Source organism: Halomonas sp. NCCP-2165 (assembly GCF_023708045.1).
GTDB classification, from domain to species: Bacteria; Pseudomonadota; Gammaproteobacteria; order Pseudomonadales; family Halomonadaceae; genus Bisbaumannia; species Bisbaumannia pacifica.
This window is the reverse complement of the sequence record NZ_BRCY01000005.1, coordinates 1-15,104: the sequence shown is the minus strand read 5'-3', so window position 1 is coordinate 15,104 and position 15,104 is coordinate 1. Positions and strand designations below refer to the sequence as shown.

General features: G+C 69.8%; 17 protein-coding genes. 11 read left to right on the top strand and 6 right to left on the bottom strand.

Annotated features, from left to right (window positions below; genetic code table 11):
- Positions 1-108: 108 nt before the first annotated feature.
- On the bottom strand, positions 109-837 hold the full coding sequence (locus NFU04_RS03870) for an SDR family oxidoreductase (protein ID WP_251308188.1): 729 nt from the start codon (positions 835-837) through the stop codon (positions 109-111).
- Between the two features lie 429 nt (positions 838-1,266).
- On the opposite strand from NFU04_RS03870, the gene NFU04_RS03865 reads away from it, so the two are divergent.
- Positions 1,267-1,608, top strand: coding sequence for a histidine triad nucleotide-binding protein (locus NFU04_RS03865; protein ID WP_251308187.1), 342 nt, complete (start codon positions 1,267-1,269; stop codon positions 1,606-1,608).
- Between the two features lie 207 nt (positions 1,609-1,815).
- A complete protein-coding gene (gene coq7 / locus NFU04_RS03860) occupies positions 1,816-2,454 on the top strand; it encodes a 2-polyprenyl-3-methyl-6-methoxy-1,4-benzoquinone monooxygenase (RefSeq protein ID WP_251308186.1) in 639 nt (212 codons plus the stop codon).
- 125 nt (positions 2,455-2,579) lie between these two features.
- On the opposite strand, the gene NFU04_RS03855 is transcribed toward coq7, so the two are convergent.
- The 3 genes from NFU04_RS03855 to NFU04_RS03845 are packed head-to-tail and all read right to left on the bottom strand — an operon-like array spanning position 2,580 to position 4,748.
- A complete protein-coding gene (locus NFU04_RS03855) occupies positions 2,580-2,999 on the bottom strand; it encodes an OsmC family protein (RefSeq protein ID WP_146801493.1) in 420 nt (139 codons plus the stop codon).
- Positions 3,000-3,051: 52 nt separating this feature from the next.
- Entirely contained in the window at positions 3,052-3,726 is a 675-nt protein-coding gene (gene murU / locus NFU04_RS03850) for an N-acetylmuramate alpha-1-phosphate uridylyltransferase MurU (protein ID WP_251308185.1), read from the bottom strand.
- Positions 3,723-4,748: an aminoglycoside phosphotransferase family protein gene (locus NFU04_RS03845; RefSeq protein WP_251308184.1), complete on the bottom strand. Its 1,026-nt coding sequence runs from the start codon at positions 4,746-4,748 to the stop codon at positions 3,723-3,725. The genes murU and NFU04_RS03845 overlap by 4 nt, the downstream gene beginning before the upstream one ends.
- A gap of 232 nt (positions 4,749-4,980) precedes the next feature.
- Between NFU04_RS03845 and NFU04_RS03840 the strand changes: the two genes are divergently transcribed.
- From NFU04_RS03840 to NFU04_RS03805, 8 genes are all read left to right on the top strand, one after another.
- The gene (locus NFU04_RS03840; RefSeq protein WP_251308183.1) at positions 4,981-7,416 is read left to right on the top strand and encodes an LPS-assembly protein LptD; all 2,436 of its coding nucleotides are present in this window, start codon (positions 4,981-4,983) and stop codon (positions 7,414-7,416) included.
- Between the two features lie 72 nt (positions 7,417-7,488).
- Complete coding sequence (locus NFU04_RS03835; RefSeq protein ID WP_251308182.1) at positions 7,489-8,490, top strand: peptidylprolyl isomerase; 1,002 nt, start codon at positions 7,489-7,491, stop codon at positions 8,488-8,490.
- Positions 8,491-8,497: 7 nt separating this feature from the next.
- On the top strand, positions 8,498-9,544 hold the full coding sequence (pdxA, locus tag NFU04_RS03830; protein ID WP_251308181.1) for a 4-hydroxythreonine-4-phosphate dehydrogenase PdxA: 1,047 nt from the start codon (positions 8,498-8,500) through the stop codon (positions 9,542-9,544).
- Positions 9,545-9,585: 41 nt separating this feature from the next.
- A complete protein-coding gene (gene rsmA / locus NFU04_RS03825; RefSeq protein ID WP_251308180.1) occupies positions 9,586-10,389 on the top strand; it encodes a 16S rRNA (adenine(1518)-N(6)/adenine(1519)-N(6))-dimethyltransferase RsmA in 804 nt (267 codons plus the stop codon).
- A 5-nt stretch (positions 10,390-10,394) separates the two neighbouring features.
- A complete protein-coding gene (apaG, locus tag NFU04_RS03820) occupies positions 10,395-10,787 on the top strand; it encodes a Co2+/Mg2+ efflux protein ApaG (RefSeq protein ID WP_251308331.1) in 393 nt (130 codons plus the stop codon).
- A 21-nt stretch (positions 10,788-10,808) separates the two neighbouring features.
- The gene (locus tag NFU04_RS03815; RefSeq protein ID WP_251308179.1) at positions 10,809-11,618 is read left to right on the top strand and encodes a symmetrical bis(5'-nucleosyl)-tetraphosphatase; all 810 of its coding nucleotides are present in this window, start codon (positions 10,809-10,811) and stop codon (positions 11,616-11,618) included.
- 27 nt (positions 11,619-11,645) lie between these two features.
- Positions 11,646-11,975, top strand: a complete 330-nt coding sequence (gene glpE, locus NFU04_RS03810; RefSeq protein ID WP_198056990.1) for a thiosulfate sulfurtransferase GlpE — start codon at positions 11,646-11,648, stop codon at positions 11,973-11,975.
- Between the two features lie 2 nt (positions 11,976-11,977).
- Positions 11,978-13,126, top strand: a complete 1,149-nt coding sequence (locus NFU04_RS03805; protein ID WP_285835112.1) for a polynucleotide adenylyltransferase — start codon at positions 11,978-11,980, stop codon at positions 13,124-13,126.
- Positions 13,127-13,262: 136 nt separating this feature from the next.
- On the opposite strand, the gene folK is transcribed toward NFU04_RS03805, so the two are convergent.
- Both folK and folB read right to left on the bottom strand, forming a co-directional pair.
- The gene (folK, locus tag NFU04_RS03800) at positions 13,263-13,778 is read right to left on the bottom strand and encodes a 2-amino-4-hydroxy-6-hydroxymethyldihydropteridine diphosphokinase (RefSeq protein ID WP_146801502.1); all 516 of its coding nucleotides are present in this window, start codon (positions 13,776-13,778) and stop codon (positions 13,263-13,265) included.
- Positions 13,775-14,131 (bottom strand): dihydroneopterin aldolase, encoded by a 357-nt coding sequence (folB, locus tag NFU04_RS03795; RefSeq protein ID WP_251308178.1) that lies wholly within the window; start codon positions 14,129-14,131, stop codon positions 13,775-13,777. Before folB ends, folK begins: the two co-directional genes overlap by 4 nt.
- Before the next feature lie 98 nt (positions 14,132-14,229).
- Here folB and plsY point away from each other — a divergent pair, with 98 nt between their 5' ends.
- Positions 14,230-14,820, top strand: coding sequence for a glycerol-3-phosphate 1-O-acyltransferase PlsY (gene plsY / locus NFU04_RS03790; protein WP_251308177.1), 591 nt, complete (start codon positions 14,230-14,232; stop codon positions 14,818-14,820).
- The last annotated feature ends 284 nt before the right edge of the window (positions 14,821-15,104 follow it).

Here is a 15,104-nt window from a genome sequence, read left to right as displayed (position 1 = left end):
ACGGTTGGCGGCAGATCCATTGGATCAGAAAACTTCATGACCTTGATGAACTCGAGTATTTGGTCGAGTCCCGAAGTCATCCTTGTCGTTAGGTGACGGATGTGTTCCTTACATATCGAAATTGCTGGGCAGGACCACCATATCCCGAATGGTTACATTGCGAGGGCGGGTCAGGATATACATGATGGCATCGGAGACATCCGTCGGCTCGATGATGCTGCCGGACTCCTTCGCCTTGCGCAGATTTTCCTCCGGCCAGTCGGCAAGCAAGGCGCTGTTGACGGGGCCGGGCGAGACGGCGGCGACCCGAATGCCGTGTTTGAAGACCTGGCGGCGCACGGTCTGGACGAAGCTGGTCATGGCCCACTTGGAGGAGGCATAGACCGGCTCCCAGGGGACGGGGAAATGCCCTGCCACCGAGCTCGTTACCACGATGTCCCCGGTACCACGCTCGAGCATGTGGGGCAGGACATTCTGGACGTTCTTCATCACCACGCTGACGTTCAGGCTCACCATCCGGTCGATGGCGTCCGGGTCGGCATCGATCAGGTCGCCCCCGATATAGCTGCCGGCATTGGCGTGGAAGATGTCGAGCCGGCCGGCCTTCTCCAGGACCCGCGACAGCAGCGTCGCACAATCCTGCGGGTCGAGCAGATCGATGACCAGGGGAATCGCCGCATCGCCGAGCTCTTTGCAGATCGCTGCCAAGGCGGCCTCATTGCGGTCAATCAGTACCACTCGAGCCCCCGCTTCAATCATCGCCCTGACGGTGGCCAGCCCGATGCCGGACGCCGCGCCGGTGACAGCTGCTACTTTATCAGTCAACTCATTAGTCATCGTATTATCTCCTTGTATTACTATGGAAGCCCATAGTGCGATTCGTTGTTGAAATAAGCCACTGATAATCAAGTGGGAGACTTAACTCCGTGGCCAACAAGTGTGGCTCGCAACGCCCTGGTAGCTGCACTGGTATATTAGGAAGTCGCCATTTTCTGTGTGCATGTCAGGGAATTTATAAGCACTCTAATTTACATCTCACTTGAGCGCCTGCTGGCTTCATTTCTTCGCAATGTTAACGTCAACATTTTGAAGATTAGACGGTCGCTATCCCCAGGGCAACAGGGGTTAGACTAATGTCTAGATGATGGGGGTTGCAGTGGCTTGACTCCGCGCGTGGTGGCAGATATCGACTGACAGCGCTGGTATGTGGAGGTAACCTCATGTTCCGTCGATGCTATTACGACCCCCATGAGACCGGAGGGCCCTATGGATTGCCTGTTCTGCAAGATCATCAACCGCGAGATTCCCGCCGATATCGTCTACGAAGACGAGCATGTGCTCGCCTTCAACGACATCAATCCCCAGGCCCCGACCCATATGCTGATCATCCCCAAGACGCATATCGCCACCCTCAACGATGTCGAGGAGGCGGACCTGGCCCTGGTGGGGCGCCTGCAGTACACCGCCGCCAAGCTGGCCAAGGAAGCCGGCTTCGCCGAGGAGGGCTATCGGGTGCTGATGAACTGCAATGAAAAGGGGGGCCAGACGGTCTACCATATACATATGCACCTGATGGGCGGTCGCCGCTTCACTTGGCCGGCTGGTTAGCCGGCGCCCTGCGACCAAGCGCTCGGGGTTGCCGAGTATCGGGCCCTCTGCGTGTCGCGCCTTCTTGTCGCGTAGCGACGCATCGGTGCATCTTCTCTCGAGCCGGGGCCTTGCCCCGGCTCGATTCGTTCCGGCCAGGCGATAATGCGGGTTGGGAGGTGAGGGGCGCTGGGGTAAACTGAGCCCAGTTGTCACGAGGCTTATCCCATGCGTCACCTGACCCCCAGCGACCGCCTGATTCACCAGTTCGATACCGTGCTGCGCACCCTGGTGCCCCATGCCGCCCAGCCCTCGCGCCCCTCGCCGTCGACGGGGGTGGACGACGAGCCCCTGGACGAGCGGGAGCGCGAACGCGCCATCGGCCTGATGCGCATCAACCATACCGGCGAGGTCTGCGCCCAGGCCCTCTACCAGGGCCAGGGGCTGACCGCCAAGCTGCCGGATACCCGCGAGCAGATGGAGCAGGCCGCCCAGGAGGAGATCGATCACCTGGCCTGGTGCGACGAGCGCCTGGAGGAACTGGGCGGACGCACCAGCCTGCTCAACCCGGCCTTCTATGCCGCCTCCTTCGGCCTGGGCGCGGTGGCCGGTGCTGTGGGCGACCGGGTCAGCCTGGGCTTCGTCGCCGCCACCGAGGAGCAGGTGGGCAAGCACCTGGACGAGCACCTGGAGACGCTGCCCGCCGGCGACCGTCGCTCCCGGGCGGTGCTGGCGCAGATGCGCGAGGACGAGGCCCACCACGAGCGCTGGGCCCTGGAGGCCGGCGGCGCCCGCTTCCCGGCTCCGGTCAAGCTGGGCATGCGGCTGATGTCCAAGGTGATGACCAAGAGCGTCTATAAGCTTTAAGCCCACCCGGGCTTCGCCCGGAGCCTGAAGCCGGAAGCCTGAAGCTGGAAGCCTAAAGCTGGAAGAGAAACCGCCCCCATGGCCATTGCCATGGGGGCGGTTTGCTTGGGGGCCGGTGGCCGGCGTTAGTCTTCGACGATGGTATAGGAGTGGCTGATCTCCACGCCGCCCTTGCCGAGCATGATGGAGGCGCTGCAGTACTTGTCGGCGGAGAGTTCCACCGCCCGCTGCACCTGCTTCTCCTTGAGGTTCTTGCCGCTCACGGTGAAGTGCACATGAATCTTGGTGAAGACGCTGGGCACGCTGTCGGCGCGCTCCGCCTCCACCTTGGCCACGCAGTCGTGCACGTCGGCCCGGGACTTCTCGAGGATCTCCAGCACGTCGAAGGAGGTGCAGGCGCCCAGGCCCATCAGCAGCATCTCCATGGGGCGGGGCCCGGTATTGCGGCCGCCATGGTCGGGGGGACCATCGATCACCACGCTATGGCCACTGCCGCTCTCTGCAACGAATTGACGACCGTCGGTCCACTTCACTGAGGCTTGCATAAGCCGTGCTCCTTCTCGTTGTGCAACTGCGTGTGTCTGTCGAGGCGAATGCTTAGCCTCGAATCCGGGGAGTGAGGCGACGATCCAGGGCCGTCAGGCGCTCGGGGGTGCCCACGTCGACCCAGTCGCCGCGGTGGTGGCTGCCCTCCACCCGTCCCGCCGCCATGGCCCGGCGCAGCAGCGGCGCCAGGGGGAAGGCGCCGGGGGCCTCGTCGGCCACCAGGGCCGGGTCCAGCAGGCTCAGCCCGGCGAAGGTCAGGCGTGGCTCGCCGTGTTCCTGCACCCGACCCCGCGCATCCAGATGGAAGTCGCCGTGCGGGTGATGGTCGGGGTTGTCCACCAGCACTAGATGGGCCAGGTCCTCGCCCAGGGGTGGCAGCCGGCGTGGGTCCAGGTCGCACCAGATATCGCCATTGACCAGCAGGAAGGGGGCCTTGCCCAGCAGCGGCAGGGCCTGGCGGATGCCGCCACCGGTCTCCAGGGGGGCGTCCTCGCGGCTCCAGGCGATGCGTACGCCCTGAGCCGAGCCGTCCCCCAGCGCCGTCATGATCTGCTCCGCTCGGTAGCTGACATTGATCACCACCTCGGTGATGCCGGCCGCCGCCAGGCGCTCCAGATGGTGCACGATCAGCGCCTTGCCGGCCACCGGCAGCAGCGGCTTGGGGCAGTGGTCGGTGAGGGGGCGCATGCGGGTGCCGAGGCCGGCGGCCAGGATCATCGCCTTCATCTGTCGAGCTCCTCCCGGGCCAGTGCGGCCGTTAACGACGGGGCGAAGTCGCCCTCCAGCCAGGCGCTGAAGTCGTCATGTGCCGGCAGTTCGGTCAGGCTGTCGCGCAGGTGATCCAGGAAGTGGGGCAGGCGCGCCAGGTAGCCGGCCTTGTGGTCGCGGTGGGTCAGGCGGCAGAAGATTCCCAGCACCTTGAGGGCGCGCTGGGCGGCCATGGCGTCGACCTGGTGCCGCCAGGTGGCGGCATCCAGGTCGGCCGGCAGGCGCCCTTCGGCCTGGGCGCGTTCCCGGAAGTCGTCCACGAAGGCGGCGAAGGTCGCGGCGTCGAAGCGCTGGTAGCGGCCCCGCAGCAACGAGATCAGGTCGTAGCTCGGCGGGCCCGCCACGGCGTCCTGGAAATCGATCAGCGTCAGGGTCTCGCCCTGGACCATCAGGTTCATGGCATCGAAGTCCCGGTGCACCGCCACCCGCGGCTGAGCCAGGGCCGAGTCGATCAGCGCCGCGCGCAGGGCCGGCCAGCTCGGCGGCGTGGGGAGCCCCAGCCAGCTCAGGCACCAGTCGGGAAAGAGATCCAGCTCGCGGCCCAGCAGGGCGGCATCATAGGCCGGCAGCCCCTCGGTCGGGGCGGCCGCCTGCAGGCGGTGCAGCAGGGCGAGGGCTCGCCGGTGCCAGGCCAGGGTGGAGGCCTCGTCATCGAAGCAGGCCGACAAGGGGGTATCGCCCAGGTCCTGCAGCTCCAGGAAGCCGGCCTCGAGGTCGACGCCGTAGAGGTGCGGCACCGGCAGGCCGGCGGCCTCCCAGGCCTCGGCGATGGCCACGAAGGGGCGACTGTCCTCCTGGGCGGGCGGGGCATCCATCAGGATTCGCGTCTCGCCGCCCGGGAGGCCGGCGCGGTAGTAGCGGCGAAAGCTGGCATCGCCGGCGGCCAGGGTCGGGTCGCAGGCCTCGAGGGCCAGGCCGTGCCGGGCGGCGAACCAGTGACGAAGGCGATCGAGACGCGGCGCGGAAGCGGCCGGGGGCATAGGAACTCCTTGCTGGCGGGCGCTCGTCCCTCGGACGGCGGGATCGTGGCGGCGAAGTTGACGCCTCGGGGACGGCGCCGCATGCTGGGCGCTGCTTGCGCGAGACGGGGCCGGCGGCGCAACCGCCGAGTCCCCTTGCCGGCTCGCCATGCTGCCGGGCGCCGCCCCGCGCAGCAGAGCCGAAATACGCGCTGTATAATACCGATTTCATTCGCCAAGGACACCGACGACGATGGGCAAGCGACTCACCCGGACTGCCCTGGCCGGCCTGGTCGGCGCCACCTCCCTGTGGGGGCTGGCCCAGGCGGCCCCTCCCGAGCCGCTGGCGGCCAGCCAGCTCGACTGGCACCCCTGGGGGGATCAGCGCCCCGCCGACGCCCTGTGCCGGGGCCGTTACCTGATGCCCGACTATCGGCTGCCCGCCGGCGCCGCCCCCGAGGAGGTGGTGGGCATCTCGGAGCAGGCCAACTATGGCGCCGATGGCGAGGTGATCCTCGGCGGGGAGGTGGTGCTGCGGCGTGGCACCAGCCAGCTGGAGTCGCCGCGGGTGCGGGTCACCGCCGAGCGCGATCGGGCCCTGGCGGACGGCCCCTTGGCGCTGCGCGATGCCGGCCTGCTGGTCCGCGGCGAGGCCGCCGAGCTCTCCCTGGTGGACGATGGCGCGCGCATCGACCAGGCCCACTACGTGGCCCACGAGCAGCGCCTGCGGGGCGGCGCCCAGCGTCTCGAACGCCTCGCCGATGGCCGCTTCCGCCTGGCCTCGGCCAGCTTTACCCGCTGCGAGCCCGGCAGCGAGCTTTGGCGGCTGGTCACCGGTGACCTGCTGCTGGATCGCGAGAGCGGCTTCGGCACCGCCCGCCATGCGCGCCTGGAGCTGGGTCGGGTGCCGGTCTTCTACTGGCCCTGGCTGCGCTTCCCCATCGACGATCGCCGCCATACCGGCTTCCTTTGGCCGGTGCTGAGCGTCTCCGGCGATGGCCTCGACTATGCCCAGCCCTACTACTGGAACATCGCCCCCAACCGGGACGCCACCCTGACCCCGCGCTGGATCGGCGACCGGGGCCTGCTGCTGGGGGGCCAGTACCGCTATCTCTACGCCAGCGATGCCGGCCAGCTCGACGGCGCCTTCCTGAGCGGCGACGACGGCGGCAGCGGCCCGGCGGGCGGCGTCGGGCGACGCTTCGAGGGCGAGGATCGCTGGTATGTCGATTTCCGCCACCAGGGGCGCGCCTCCGAACGGCTGCGCTACGAGCTGCGCTACGGCGCCGCCAGCGACGGCCGCTACTTCGACGACTTCGGCGGCGACTTCGGCGAGCGCTCCTCCACCTATATGCCGCGCCTGGCGCGCCTCGACTACCGCGGGGAGGTCTGGCGCCTGGAGGCGCGGGCCCAGGGCTTCCAACGCCTCGACGAGCCGCTGCTCGATCGCGACAAGCCCTTCTATCGCCTGCCCAGCCTGACCGCCGATGCGCGCTGGCAGCAGGGGGGCTTCTACCAGCAGTGGCGCTCCAACCTGACCCACTTCTGGCGCGACGTGGATCCCGGCGCGGTGCCCCTGCGCGAGGCGGCCACCGGCACCCGGCTACACCTCGCGCCGGCGGTGGGCTGGCGCCTCGACCCGAGCTGGGGTCACCTGGAGCCGCGCCTGGAGTGGCTGCACACCGCCTATGACCTGGATTACGACGGCCTGGCCACGACCCGCGACCGGCGTCCGGATCGCAATCTGCCGGTGGTCTCGGTGGACGGCGGCCTGGTCTTCGAGCGCCCCCTGGCGTGGGGCGACACCGGCTACCGCCAGACCCTGGAGCCGCGCCTCAACTACGCCTATGTGCCGGCCCGGGACCAGCGCGAGCTGCCCGATTTCGACGCCAGCGAGCGTCCCTTCTCCTGGCAGCAGCTGTGGTCCCCCTACCGCTTCTCCGGCGCCGATCGGGTCGGCGACCTCAATCGCCTCTCCTACGGCCTGAGCAGTCGCCTGCTCGAGGACGCCAGCGGTCGCGAACGCCTCGGCCTGCACCTGGGCCAGGCCCTCTACTTCGAGGATCGCCATATCGACCTGGAGGGGGACCCCGATACCCTGCCGCCGGAGGCGGATTTCCAGCGTCACTACAATGCCACCCGCGAGCGCTCGCCCCTGGTGGCCCGCGCCGACTGGCGCCATGGCGCCCGCTGGAGCAGCTACTACGAGCTGCTCTACGACGACCACCTGGAGCGCACCGAGAAGGCCAGCGCCGGCCTGCAGTATCGCGATCCCCGGGGACACGTGTTGAACCTCGGCTACCGCTGGGAGCTCCAAGGCTTCGATCCCTCGGTGGAGGTGAGCGATGACGCCTTCCGCGATTTCGATCGCGAGGAGTTCGACGTCTCCTTCGCCTGGCGCGCCAATGCCCGGGTCGACCTGATCGGCCGCCTGCTCTACGACAACACCAATGACCGGACCCTGGATCAGCTCGCCGGGGTGCAGTGGAACGACTGCTGTTACGGCGTGCAGCTGGTATGGCGGGAGTGGGTGGATGACAATGACACCGGGATCCTGGCCGACGACTTCAGCGACCGTGGCGTCTTCCTGCGTTTCGTGCTCAAGGGGCTCGGCGGCGTGGGCGGCGATGCCGGCGGCTATTTCGAACAGGCGATACCGGGCTATCGGCCGACCGACCTGTCGTTCTAAGTCGCTGCCGGTCGCCAGGGAGCCAGAGACGAGATTGGAATTTCGATGATCAAGACACTCAATGAGGTAGCTATGCGCAGTCGTTTCTCCGCCACCCTGGGCGTGGCGCTGTCGCTGCTGGCCCTGCCCGCAGCGGTCCAGGCCCAGAGCGCGTCCCTGGGGGATTTCCCGGCGCAGTCCATCGAGCGCCAGGCGCTGGATCGGATCGTGGCGGTGGTCAATCAGGGCGCCATCATGGACAGCGAGCTGGAGGCACGCCTGGCCCAGGTGCGCGGCCAGCTGGCCGGGCGCGGCATTCAGGCCCCCGGCGAGGCGGCGCTGCGCGAGCAGGTGCTGGAGCGCATGATCGTCGAGGAGATTCAGCTGCAGCGGGCCGAGGAGGCCAACCTCAGCGTCGACGAGACCGAGCTCAATCGCGCCGTGCGCAGCGTGGCCCAGAGCAATGGCATGGGTCTCGAGCAGTTCGCCGATGCCCTGGAGGCGGATGGCCTGAGCCTGGCCCAGGTGCGCGAGGACATCCGCCGCGAGCTGCTGCTGCGCGAGCTGGTCCAGCGTGAGGTGGCCAGCCGCATCACCATCAGCGAGCGCGAGGTGGACCGCTTCCTCGAGCAGCAGGGCGAGGCCGGCGACGTGCGCTATCGCCTGGGCCATATCCTGGTGGCCCTGCCCCAGTCGCCGAGCAGCGATCGGGTCCAGGCCGCCCAGCGCGAGGTGCGCCGCCTGGCCGACGAGCTGGCCGGCGGGGCGGATTTCGCCGCCCTGGCCGCCGCCCACTCCGACGGGGGACAGGCCCTGGAAGGCGGTGATCTGGGCTGGCGCGCCGCCGGCGAGCTGCCCAGCCTGTTCGTCGACGTGGTGCCGGGGCTCGCCGTGGGCGAGGTCAGCGAGCCGCTGCGCAGCCCCAGCGGCTTCCACCTGGTCAAGCTGGTGGAGCGCCAGGGCGGTCAGGGCATGGCCGCCGAGGCGCAGCGCCAGCAGGCCCGGGAGCGGCTCTTCCAGCGCAAGGTCAACGAGGAGATCGAGACCTGGCTGCAGGAGATTCGCGGCCAGGCCTTCGTCGATGTGCGCCTCTGAGGCGGCCATGGTCGAGCCCGTCCTGGCCCTGACCTGCGGCGAGCCCGCCGGCATCGGTCCCGACCTGGCGCTGATGCTGGCCGCCGACCCGGCGCCCCTGCCGGGGCGCCCGGTGGCCATCGGCGACCCGGCCCTGCTCGCCGAGCGCGCCCGCCAGCTGGGCCTGGCGGTGCATCTCCGCGAGCTGGCGCCCCAGGAGGCCCCGGGGCCCCGGGTGGTCGGCGAGCTGGCGGTCTGGCCGGTGCCCCTGGCGGCGCCGGTGACCCCGGGGCGGGTCGACCCCGCCAACGCCGACTATGTGCTGGCCTCCCTGGACCTGGCCATCGCCGCCTGTCGGGACGGCCGCGCCCAGGCGATGGTCACCGCGCCCCTGCACAAGGGGGCGATCATCGAGGGCGGCCACCCCGGCTTCACCGGCCATACCGAGTACCTGCGCGACGCCTGCGGCGTCGACGAGGTGGTGATGATGCTGGCCACCGACGCCGCCCTGCATGGCCGGGTACTGGGTCAGGCCCAGTGCCCGCTGCGGGTGGCCCTGGCCACCACCCACCTGCCCCTGCGCCAGGTGCCCGATGCCATCACCGCCGCCGGGCTGACCCGAGTGTTGCGGCGCCTGGCGGCCGGCCTGCGCCGCGACTTCGGCCTGGCTGCCCCGCGCATCCTGGTCTGCGGCCTCAACCCCCACGCCGGGGAGGACGGCCACCTGGGTCGCGAGGAGATCGAGGTGATCACCCCGACCCTGGAAGCGCTGCGCGGCGAGGGCCTCGACCTGGTGGGGCCGCTGCCGGCGGACACCCTCTTCACCCCGCGGCATCTCGAGGGGGCCGACGCGGTGCTGGCCATGTATCATGATCAGGGACTGGCGGTGCTCAAGTACGCCGGTTTCGGTCGCGGCGCCAATATCACCCTGGGCCTGCCGCTGGTGCGTACCTCGGTGGACCACGGCACCGCCCTGGACCTGGCCGGCAGCGGCCGCGCCGACCCCGACAGCCTGCGGGTGGCCCTGGCCCTGGCGGCGCAGATGGCCGAGGCCCGCGCCCGTCGCCCGGCCTAGCCGATACTCGACTCTTCTTGCAGCAAAGGATCCTAACGCGCATGTCATCTCGACCCCCGATGCATCGGGCCCGTAAACGTTTCGGGCAGAACTTCCTGCGCGATGCCGGCATCATCTCGCGGATCGTCCGCGCCATCGGCCCGCGTTCCGGGGAGCGCCTGCTGGAGATCGGCCCCGGCCAGGGGGCGCTCACCGGCCCCCTGCTGGAGGCCGCCGGCGCCCTGGAGGTGATCGAGCTGGATCGCGACCTGATCCCCGGCCTGCGGGTGCAGTTCTTCAACTACCCCGATTTCGTGATCCACGAGGGCGACGCCCTCAAGTTCGACTTCCGCGCCCTGCGCGGCGAGGGGCCGGCGCTGCGGGTGGTGGGTAACCTGCCCTACAACATCTCCACGCCCTTGATCGTGCACCTGCTCGGCGCCGGCGATGCCATCGCCGATATGCACTTCATGCTGCAGAAGGAGGTGGTGGAGCGCCTGGCCGCGAGCCCCGACAGCGCCGACTGGGGTCGCCTCTCGGTGATGGCCCAGTACTACTGTCGCGTCGACTCGCTGTTCGTGGTGCCGCCGGAGGCCTTCGTGCCGCGTCCCAAGGTGGACTCGGCCATCGTGCGCCTGACCCCCCACGAGCGCCTGCCGCACCGGGCCCGCGACGAGGCGCTGCTCTTCGACCTGGTGCGCGAGGCCTTCGGCCAGCGGCGCAAGACACTGCGCAACAACCTCAAGGGGCGCATCTCCGCCGAGGCGCTGAGCGAGCTGGGCATCGACCCGGGTCGGCGTCCCCAGACCCTGAGCGTCGAGGAGTTCGTGCGCATCGCCAATTCCCTGGCCGAGGAGGGCGCTTGAAACCCATGGGCGAGAGCGAGTCACTGACCCAGGCCATTCGTATCGACGTGGAGCCCGAGTTCCAGGCGGAGGAGTCGTCGCCGGCGGAGCAGCGCTATGTGTTCAGCTACACCATCACCGTGCACAACCACTCCCGGCACAGCGTGCAGCTGCTGGCCCGCCACTGGAAGATTACCCAGGGCAGCGGCCAGGTCCAGGAGGTGCGTGGTAAGGGCGTGGTGGGTAAGCAGCCGCTGATCGGCCCCGGCCAGACCTTTCGCTACACCAGCCGAGCGGTACTGGACGGCCCGGTGGGGGTGATGGAGGGGGCCTATACCTGCATCGAGACCGCCACCCAGACCCACTTCGAGGTGCCCATCGCCCCCTTCCGGCTGGCCGGTCCCAACCAGGTCCACTGATCGACGGCGCCAGGAGCCACCATGACCACCTATGCCATCGGCGACCTTCAGGGCTGTCACGACGAGTTCGTCGCCCTGCTGGAGCGCCTCTCCTTCGACCCGCGCCGCGACCGGCTGTGGTTGGCCGGCGACCTGGTCAATCGCGGCCCGGGCTCGCTGGCCTGCCTGCGCGAGGTGGCCGCCCTGGGCGAGGCCGCCCGGGTGGTGCTGGGCAACCATGACCTGCACCTGCTGGCGGTGGCCCGGGGCGATGCCGGCCTCAAGCGCAGCGACACCCTGGACGCGATCCTCGCCGCCCCGGATCGCGAGGCGCTGCTCGACTGGCTGCAGTCCCGGCCGCTGCTGGTGCGTGACGGCGAGGACGTCATGAGCCATGCCGGCCTGCCGCCCCACTGGTCGCTGGCCCGGGCCGAGGCCCTGGCCGCCGAGGTGAGCCGGGCCCTGGGGAGCGAGGCCAGCGGCGCCTTCCTGGGCGACATGTACGGCAATCGCCCGGCCTGCTGGCGGGACGACCTGGAGGGCATCGAGCGGCTGCGGCTGATCGTCAACACCCTGACCCGCATGCGCTTCATCGACGCCCGGGGCTGCCTCGACTTCTCCGCCAAGGAGGGCCTCGACTCGGCACCGCCGGGCTTCGCTCCCTGGTTCCAGTACCCCCGCGACGACGCGCCGCGGATCCTCTTCGGTCACTGGGCGGCCCTGGAGGGCCACACCCCCGGCAGCCGCGTCGATGCCCAGGCCCTGGACACCGGCTGCGTCTGGGGCGGCCACCTCACCGCCCTCGACCTGGCCAGCGGCGAACGCCATAGTGTCCCCAGCCGGCAACGCTGACCTCTCCCCACGATTTTCGGAGTCACCATGAACCAAGCCCCCTTCGAGCACCTCGACGTGGACACCCTGGCCGGCTGGCTGGCCGACCAGGCCCCCCTGACCCTGGTGGATATCCGCGACCCCCTGAGCTTCTCCCAGGGCCATATCCCCGGCAGCCGCCACCTGGACAACACCAGCGTGGCGGCCTTGCTGGAGGAGGCCCCCAGGGAGCGTCCCCTGGTGGTGGTCTGCTACCACGGCAACTCCAGCCAACAGGCCGCCGCCTGGCTGGGCGGCCAGGGCTATGAGCGGGTCTACAGCCTGGACGGCGGCTTCAGCGACTGGGCCGCCCGCCATCCCGAGCGGGTGGCGCGCTAGCCATGGATGCCTTCCTCGAGGGCCTGGAGGTCTACTGCGTGGGCGGCGCGGTGCGCGACGCCCGCCTGGGCTGGCCGGTCACCGACCGCGACTGGGTGGTGGTGGGGGCGACCCCCGAGGCGATGCGTCGGCGCGGTTTCAAGCCGGTGGGCCGCGACTTCCCGGTGTTCCTGCACCCCGAGACCCATGAGGAGTACGCCCTGGCCCGCACCGAGCGCAAGGCCGGTCACGGCTACACCGGCTTCGTGGTGCATGCCAGCCCCGAGGTCACCCTGGAGGAGGACCTGGCGCGTCGCGACCTGACCATCAACGCCATGGCCGAGGCCCCGGACGGCCGCCTGGTGGACCCCTACGGCGGCCTGGCCGATCTCGAGGCGCATAGCCTGCGCCATGTCTCGCCGGCCTTCGTCGAGGACCCGCTGCGGGTGCTGCGCACGGCGCGTTTCCTGGCCCGCTACTGCGGCCTGGGCTTCACCATCGCCGAGCAGACCCGAGCGCTGATGAGCCGACTGGTGGCGGATGGCGAGCTGGCCCACCTGGTGGCGGAACGGGTCTGGGTCGAGACCGAGAAGGCCCTCGGCGAGCCCCATCCCGAGGCCTATTTTCAGGCCCTGCGGGCGTGCGGCGCCCTGGCGGTGTGGTGGCCGGAGCTGGCCGCCGATGAGGCGGCCCTGGACGCCGCCCTGGATCGCCTGCCGTGCCTGCCGGAGGATGACGCCGAACTCAGCCTGTGGCGCTGGGCGCGGCTCGTCGAGCACCTGGACGACGACGAACGCGCCCGGCTCGGCGAACGCCTGCGGCTGCCCAAGGCCTATGCGGCCCTGGCCCGCCAGGCGGCGCTGACCCGAGAGTTATGGCAGGCCGCCGAGGTGGGGCCGCTGACGGCGGCGCGGGTCCAGGCCTGGCTGGACGGGGTCGACGCCTGGCGCCGCCCGGAGCGGGTGCCGCCGCTGCTGGCACTGGTCAGCCTGGAGCATGCTGAGCTGGCCACCGACCTGTCGCTGGCCTGGCGCCTGGCCGGGCAGGTGGTGCCGCGGGCGCTGATGGAGGAGGGCTTCAAGGGCAAGGCCCTGGGCGAGGCCCTGGCCCGGCACCGTCAGGAGGCGATCGCCGCGGCCCTGGCCGGCGAAGAGGGCGGGGCGACGCCCTGATCGGGAAGGGAGGTGCCGTGGGGGTGGCTGCCGTTGTGGGAGCTCGGCTTCGCCGAGCGATTGGCGCCGCAGGCGCCTTGTCGGGACGAACCCTAAGAAGGCCGCTGGCTGAGGGGCGAGCCAGTGTCGGAAAGGCCTAATCCGGCCAGGAGATCCGCCGGCCCCGCCAGGTAAAGTCCACCGGCCGCAGGCTCTGGTCGCGCTTGTCGAAGGCGGCCCAGAGCTCGTCGTAACGCCGGCCATCCCGCGGGTGGCGCGCCGCGGGGAGCAGCTCGGCCAGGGGCCAGAGCACGAAGGCGTGGTGGAGGATCTCGTCCCGGGGCAGGGGCACGCCGTCATGCGTCCCGGTCAGCTCGCCCACCGTCAGCAGGTCGATATCCAGGGTGCGGGGGCTGAACTTGGGGCTGTCCTTGCGCCGCCCATGGGCGAACTCCAGGCGCTTGCACCAGGCCTGCAACTCGCCCACCGAGGCGTCGCTGTCGAAGGCCACCACCAGGTTGTAGAAGTTGCGGCCATCCTCGAAGCCCACCGGCTCGCTGTCGAAGACCCGCGAGATCTCCAGCTCGCCGAAGGCCTCGGCCAGGGCATCCAGGCAGCGGCGCACATGGTGGTCGCGGTCGATATTGCTGCCGATGCTGGCGGTGACCCTCATGCTCGCTGCCCCCGCTCGATGGTCACGCCCACCGCCGCCGCCTGGGGCACGGCGCCGGGCTTGCGCACGGTCAGCCGCAGCCAGGGAATGCCGAACTCCGCACGCAGGGTCGCGGCCAGGCGCTCGGCGAAGGTCTCCACCAGTTCGAAATCATGGGCCGCGGCGAAGGCGGCGATGCGCTCGCTGATGGCGGCATAGTTCAGGGTCTGGCTCAGGTCGTCATTGGCCGCCGCCGGGCGGATATCGGTGGCCAGGGCCAGGTCCAGTACCAGCCGCTGCTGGATGCTGCGTTCCCAGTCGTAGACGCCGATCACGGTGTCCACTGCGAGTGCCTCGATCAGCACGAGATCCATTCCCTACCCCTGCCTTGGTCGTGGTGGTGTGGCAAAGGCTCGATTGTACGCGACTCGCCAGGCAGAATCATGGTGTCGCCTCGCTTCGGGAACCGTTCATGTCGCCCACGACACTGGCCCTGCTGCTCGCCCTGATGGGGCTAGGTTACCTGTGCGGTTCCTGGCTGGGGTCGTTGACCGTCTGCCGCCTGGCCGGGGTGGGGGACCCCCGCTTCGCCGGCTCTCGCAATCCCGGCTTTTCCAATGTGCTGCGCCTGCATGGCATGCCCCTGGCCCTGGCCACCCTGGCCCTGGATGCCGGCAAGGGCATGCCGGTGCTGTGGCTCGGCATGGCCCTGGGGCTTGCGCCCTGGGCTCAGGGGCTGGTGGGGCTGACGGTGCTGTTGGGGCACAGCTACCCGCTATGGCACCGCTTTCGCGGCGGCAAGGCGGTGGCCAGCGCCTTCGGCGTGCTGCTGGTACTGGTGCCGCCGGTGGCCCTGCTCTGTGCCATTTGCTGGGTGCTGCTGGCCTGGAGGGTGCGTACCGCGGCGGTGGCCTCGCTGAGCAGCGCCCTGCTGGCGCCCCTGGCCAGCCTGTGGCTGGCGCCGGACTACGCCCTGGTGGTCACCGGCTTCGCCCTGCTGGTGCTGGCCCGTCACTTCTGGAACCTGCGCCGGCTGCGCCGCGGCGAGGAGCCGAATCTCTGAAGCTGGAGGCCGGCCACGGTCATGGCCCCGGTGGGAAGAGGGGGGGGCGGTGCCGCCGAGGTAATGGCTTCGGGCCAGGAGGGCGAGGGATTTCACCGGGGTTTCGTCCCGGTGGTGAGCGAGCCCCCTGGGCCGAAGGCCGTGCTCAAGCGCAGGCCGCGAGTGAGGCGACAGGGTTTCGTTCCCGGGATCGCGAGCCGGCTTTCCCCGCCGTAGGCCTGCCATGCGGCAAGACAACGTCGGGGGAGGCCTTAGCTGGGGTCGGGGGGAGTGAGGGTATCCAT

What these genes read in the sequence shown, in the direction of transcription:
- glpE (WP_198056990.1), top strand. Translation starts at nt 11,646, where the DNA reads ATGAACCAAGCCCCCTTCGAGCACCTCGACGTGGACACCCTGGCCGGC.
- coq7 (WP_251308186.1), top strand. Translation starts at nt 1,816, where the DNA reads ATGCGTCACCTGACCCCCAGCGACCGCCTGATTCACCAGTTCGATACC.
- pdxA (WP_251308181.1), top strand. Translation starts at nt 8,498, where the DNA reads ATGGTCGAGCCCGTCCTGGCCCTGACCTGCGGCGAGCCCGCCGGCATC.
- NFU04_RS03855 (WP_146801493.1), bottom strand. Translation starts at nt 2,999, where the DNA reads ATGCAAGCCTCAGTGAAGTGGACCGACGGTCGTCAATTCGTTGCAGAG.
- NFU04_RS03815 (WP_251308179.1), top strand. Translation starts at nt 10,809, where the DNA reads ATGACCACCTATGCCATCGGCGACCTTCAGGGCTGTCACGACGAGTTC.
- plsY (WP_251308177.1), top strand. Translation starts at nt 14,230, where the DNA reads ATGTCGCCCACGACACTGGCCCTGCTGCTCGCCCTGATGGGGCTAGGT.
- murU (WP_251308185.1), bottom strand. Translation starts at nt 3,726, where the DNA reads ATGAAGGCGATGATCCTGGCCGCCGGCCTCGGCACCCGCATGCGCCCC.
- NFU04_RS03840 (WP_251308183.1), top strand. Translation starts at nt 4,981, where the DNA reads ATGGGCAAGCGACTCACCCGGACTGCCCTGGCCGGCCTGGTCGGCGCC.
- NFU04_RS03865 (WP_251308187.1), top strand. Translation starts at nt 1,267, where the DNA reads ATGGATTGCCTGTTCTGCAAGATCATCAACCGCGAGATTCCCGCCGAT.
- rsmA (WP_251308180.1), top strand. Translation starts at nt 9,586, where the DNA reads ATGTCATCTCGACCCCCGATGCATCGGGCCCGTAAACGTTTCGGGCAG.
- NFU04_RS03835 (WP_251308182.1), top strand. Translation starts at nt 7,489, where the DNA reads ATGCGCAGTCGTTTCTCCGCCACCCTGGGCGTGGCGCTGTCGCTGCTG.
- NFU04_RS03845 (WP_251308184.1), bottom strand. Translation starts at nt 4,748, where the DNA reads ATGCCCCCGGCCGCTTCCGCGCCGCGTCTCGATCGCCTTCGTCACTGG.
- folB (WP_251308178.1), bottom strand. Translation starts at nt 14,131, where the DNA reads ATGGATCTCGTGCTGATCGAGGCACTCGCAGTGGACACCGTGATCGGC.
- NFU04_RS03870 (WP_251308188.1), bottom strand. Translation starts at nt 837, where the DNA reads ATGACTAATGAGTTGACTGATAAAGTAGCAGCTGTCACCGGCGCGGCG.
- NFU04_RS03805 (WP_285835112.1), top strand. Translation starts at nt 11,978, where the DNA reads ATGGATGCCTTCCTCGAGGGCCTGGAGGTCTACTGCGTGGGCGGCGCG.
- apaG (WP_251308331.1), top strand. Translation starts at nt 10,395, where the DNA reads ATGGGCGAGAGCGAGTCACTGACCCAGGCCATTCGTATCGACGTGGAG.
- folK (WP_146801502.1), bottom strand. Translation starts at nt 13,778, where the DNA reads ATGAGGGTCACCGCCAGCATCGGCAGCAATATCGACCGCGACCACCAT.